Below are 3,472 nucleotides of genomic sequence, written 5' to 3'. Positions count from 1 at the left end.
CGACTTCGAGCAGCAGCAGAAACTGAGACATGAGGGCGTCTAAGAAACTCGGGGCCATTCACACGTGATGATGAGACCAAGAACTAATAGTTTACAATAGAAAACATATTTCAATTATTTAGCCATATATCCATATCTCTACATAGCTACATTCCTGGCTGTCGATCATCACGGCATTGCCCATGGAGAAACGGCGATAACCAATTTTGTCAGGCGCCGCCCGTCAATCACAACCCGATGAGTGCCGAATAAGAGCGCACTCCATCGATCAGCTAAGCCATGTGCACTCACGGAAGCCTGTAAGTTTGACAATTTTTGTAAGGAATTTTTTTTGACTGATACAGTCAAAATATCTACATCGCCGCCAAGACAAAAAAATATACCCAGGACACCTCAATGATGCACCGCCTTGCCTGCTCCGCGGCCCTTACCTTCACGCTTTGCACTGGCGCCGCGCTGGCCGATCCCGTGTCCTTTACCGATATCGCGGGGCGCGAGGTGACAGTCGATGCGCCGGTCGAGCGGATCATCCTCGGCGAAGGGCGGCAGGTCTACCTGCTCGGCATTCTCGACCGCGAGGATCCCTTCGAGCGGGTTGTTGGCTGGCGCCAGGACCTGCTGGAGGCGGACCCCGACAGCTACCACATCTACGCCGAGAAATTTCCGCAGCTGAAAGAGCTGCCCACCTTCGGCGGCTTCAAGGACGGCACTTTCGACGTCGAGCAGGCGGCCGCGCTCAAGCCGCAGCTGGTGCTGATGAATCTCGAATCCAAGGCGGCGACAGAAGATGCGGGCTACGACGAGAAACTCGCCAAGCTGGGCATCTCGATTGCCTATGTCGACTTCCGCGAGGACCCGATGGCGCACAGCGTCGAGTCCATGCGCATCATGGGCAAGGTGACGGGCAAGGACGATCAGGCCGAGGAATACATCGACTTCGTCGAGGCGCAGATGGCGCGGGTGACCGACACGCTTGCCGGTGCCGAATTCGACCGGCCCAAGGTCTTCGTCGACCGCGCGGGCGGATACTCGGACGATTGCTGCATGACATTCGGTCCCGGCAACTTCGGCGAATACGTCGAAATCGCCGGTGGCACCAATATCGCGGGCGACATCCTGCCCTCGACCTTCGGTACGCTGAACCCCGAGCAGATCATTGCTGCCAACCCCGACCAGGTCATCGTCACTGGCGGTCAGTGGGACGCTTATGTGCCCGGCGGCAACTGGGTCGGCATGGGGCCGGGCTCGGACATGGACGTGGCGCGCGGCAAGCTGGAGGCGCTGGCCCAGCGCACCGCGATGACTGGCATCAATGCGGTCGAGACCGGCCAGTTCCACGCCATCTGGCACCAGTTCTACGACAACCCCTACTACTTCGTCGCGGTGCAGAAGATCGCCACCTGGCTGCATCCTGAGCTCTTTGCTGACCTCGACCCCGAGGCGACCCTGAAGGAACTGCACGAACGCTTCCTGCCGGTGGACTACAAGCCCGGCTACTGGGTGTCGCTGAACGATGACTGACATCGGATCTGCAACCGGATCGAACACGGGGCGCGATTTCTATCGCGCCCTCGTGCTTCGCAGGCAGCTGATCCTGCTGGGCCTCGGCCTGGCGCTCCTGCTGGCCTTCTGCGCCGATCTCGCGCTCGGTCCGGCGAGCTATTCTCTGAGCGAGGTGACGCGCACGCTGGTGATGCCGGGCGCCGTGGACGAGCGCATGAAGGTGATCGTCTGGGACATCCGCATGCCCGTGGCCCTTATGGCGCTGGTGGTTGGCGCGAGCCTGTCGATCGCAGGCACGCAGATGCAGAGCATCCTCAACAACCCGCTCGCCAGCCCCTTCACGCTGGGCATCTCGGCGGGGGCGGGCTTTGGCGCCGCGCTGGCGCTGGCCTTCGGGGTCGCGCTTTTCCCCTTTGCGGTCGACTACATCATCCCGGTCAACGCCTTCCTGATGGCGATGCTGACGGCGCTGGCGATCTACGCGCTCAGCCTGCGGCGCGGGGTGACCAGCGAGACGATCATCCTGCTGGGCATCGCGCTGGTCTTCATCTTCAACGCGTTGATGTCGCTGATCCAGTTCTTCGCCAGCCAGCAGGCGGTGGCCGCGGTGGTGTTCTGGACCATGGGCAGCCTGACCAAGGCCACATGGCCCAAGCTCGCCATCGCCTCTGCCGCGCTTGCGCTGTCGCTGCCGCTGCTGGCGCACCGGGGCTGGGCCCTGACCGCCATGCGCCTTGGCGATGCCAAGGCCGAGAGCATGGGCGTGCGCCCGGGCCGGGTGCGGCTCGAGGTGCTGATGATCGTCAGCCTGCTGGCGGCGGTCTCCGTCTCCTTCGTCGGCACCATCGGGTTCGTCGGGCTGGTCGGCCCGCATATCGCGCGGATGCTGGTGGGCGAGGATCAGCGCTTCCTGCTGCCCGGCGCGGCGCTTTCGGGCGCGCTGATCCTGTCGGTGGGCTCGGTGCTGTCGAAGATGGCGATCCCGGGCACGGTGATCCCCATCGGCATCGTCACGGCGATCGTCGGCATCCCCTTCTTCCTCTATCTCATCCTCAGCCGGAGGGGCGGCGCATGGTAAGCCTCGAACTGCGCGAGCTCGGTGCGAGTTACGGCGGGCGTGAGGTGCTCTCGGGCATCAGCACGCCCCGTCTCGAGGGGGGGCAGGTGGTTTCCTTGCTGGGTCCCAACGGGGCGGGCAAGTCGACGCTCTTCCGCCGCATCTTCGGCATCCTCAAGGGTGCGGGCGAGGTCCGGGTCGAGGGCGCACAGAGCGCCCGGCCCATCGCCTACATGCCGCAGGACGACGGCACGCGCCCGGCGCTCTCGGTCTACGAAGCGGTGCTTCTGGCGCGGATGCAGGGGCGGCGGCTGCAGGTCTCGGTCGAGGATCATTCCGAGGTCGATCGGGTGATCGAGTTGCTCGACATGGGACCGCTGCGCGGGCGCCCGGTGGGCGACCTCAGCGGCGGCCAGCGGCAGATCGTCAGCGTGGCGCAGGCGCTGGTGCAGCGCCCGCAGATCGTGCTGATGGACGAGCCGACCTCTGCACTGGACCTCTCGCGGCAGATCGGACTGCAGACGCTGATGCGCGGCCTCGCGCGCGAGCAGGGGCTGCTGGTAATGATCGCGCAGCACGACCTTGGCCACGCGCTGCGTTTCACTGACGCCTGTCTGGTAATCGCGGAGGGCGGCCTGGCGGCCTGCGGGCCGACAGGTGAGGTGATCACGCCAGAGCTGTTGCGCGACATCTTCGAGGTTGAGGCTCGGGTCGAGTGCTGCTCAAAGGGCATCCCGCAGCTCATGGTTGATCGGCATGCGCGGCATTCGTAAAAGAACATAGGCCCTATGCGAGGCCTTTTTCCTGTCGAACAGCCCTAGGCTCAGGACCCATTGATTGTGCCAGAGGGGCATGATTCACCGTGCGAAAACAGAGCGGTGATATGTCTGATCTCTTCTGGCTGAGCGATGC

The 3,472-nt window shown here is 63.5% G+C and carries 3 protein-coding genes; all 3 read left to right on the top strand.

Annotated elements, in window-relative coordinates:
• Positions 1 to 396: 396 nt before the first annotated feature.
• From BM397_RS28795 to BM397_RS28785, 3 genes are read left to right on the top strand one after another with little or no spacing between them, the layout of a single operon-like run.
• Positions 397 to 1,521, top strand: coding sequence for an ABC transporter substrate-binding protein (locus tag BM397_RS28795; RefSeq protein WP_092431577.1), 1,125 nt, complete (start codon positions 397 to 399; stop codon positions 1,519 to 1,521).
• Entirely contained in the window at positions 1,514 to 2,581 is a 1,068-nt protein-coding gene (locus BM397_RS28790; RefSeq protein ID WP_092431579.1) for a FecCD family ABC transporter permease, read from the top strand. Before BM397_RS28795 ends, BM397_RS28790 begins: the two co-directional genes overlap by 8 nt.
• The gene (locus BM397_RS28785) at positions 2,575 to 3,333 is read left to right on the top strand and encodes an ABC transporter ATP-binding protein (protein ID WP_092431582.1); all 759 of its coding nucleotides are present in this window, start codon (positions 2,575 to 2,577) and stop codon (positions 3,331 to 3,333) included. The genes BM397_RS28790 and BM397_RS28785 overlap by 7 nt, the downstream gene beginning before the upstream one ends.
• The last annotated feature ends 139 nt before the right edge of the window (positions 3,334 to 3,472 follow it).

The organism is Alloyangia pacifica (genome assembly GCF_900116195.1).
GTDB lineage: Bacteria > Pseudomonadota > Alphaproteobacteria > Rhodobacterales > Rhodobacteraceae > Salipiger > Salipiger pacificus.
The sequence above is the reverse complement of the archived record's forward strand: the minus strand, read 5'-3'. Positions and strand labels throughout refer to the sequence as shown.

Excerpts from the sequence above, each read along its gene's own strand:
- BM397_RS28795 (WP_092431577.1), top strand. The coding sequence starts at position 397 with ATGATGCACCGCCTTGCCTGCTCCGCGGCCCTTACCTTCACGCTTTGC.
- BM397_RS28790 (WP_092431579.1), top strand. The coding sequence starts at position 1,514 with ATGACTGACATCGGATCTGCAACCGGATCGAACACGGGGCGCGATTTC.
- BM397_RS28785 (WP_092431582.1), top strand. The coding sequence starts at position 2,575 with ATGGTAAGCCTCGAACTGCGCGAGCTCGGTGCGAGTTACGGCGGGCGT.